The organism is Streptomyces sp. NRRL WC-3549, from assembly GCF_000721935.1.
Lineage (GTDB): Bacteria > Actinomycetota > Actinomycetes > Streptomycetales > Streptomycetaceae > Streptomyces.
The window spans coordinates 1-522 of the sequence record NZ_JOCS01001846.1; the positions used below are offsets into that span (position 1 = coordinate 1).

Genomic DNA, 522 nt, shown 5'->3' on the forward strand with positions numbered 1-522 from the left:
ACTCGCGCCCCGCCTCGCGTACTTCGAGGCGGTGGCCCGGCACGAGCACGTCACCCGTGCCGCGCACGAACTCGGCGTCCCGCAGTCGACGCTGTCGCGGGCCATGGTCAGGCTCGAACAGGACCTGGGCGTCACACTGTTCGCCCGCCGGGGCCGCACCGTCTCGCTCACCCCGGCCGGACGTACCTTCCTGGCCTCCGCCGAACGCGCCCTGGCCGAGGTGGAGAAGGCCGCCGACTCGGTCCGGGCCGACGCCGACCCCACCGCGGGCAAGGTCGCCTTCGGCTTCCTGCACACGATGGGCTCCGAGACCGTGCCCTCCCTCATCCGGGCCTTCCGCGCCGACCACCCCCGGGTCCGCTTCCAGCTCGTCCAGAACTACGGCGAGGCGATGATCGAGCGGCTGCGGGCCGGGGGCCTCGACCTCTGCCTCACCTCGCCCGTACCGGACGCCCCGGACCTGGTGGCCCGCAGGCTGGACGAGCAGCGGCTGCGCCTCGTGGTGCCCGAGGACCACCGGCT

At 74.1% G+C, this 522-nt stretch carries 1 protein-coding gene; it reads left to right on the forward strand.

From position 1 onward, the window contains the following. Positions 1-522 (forward strand): LysR family transcriptional regulator (locus IH13_RS0100160; RefSeq protein WP_031079903.1); only part of this gene is annotated, 522 nt, incomplete at both ends.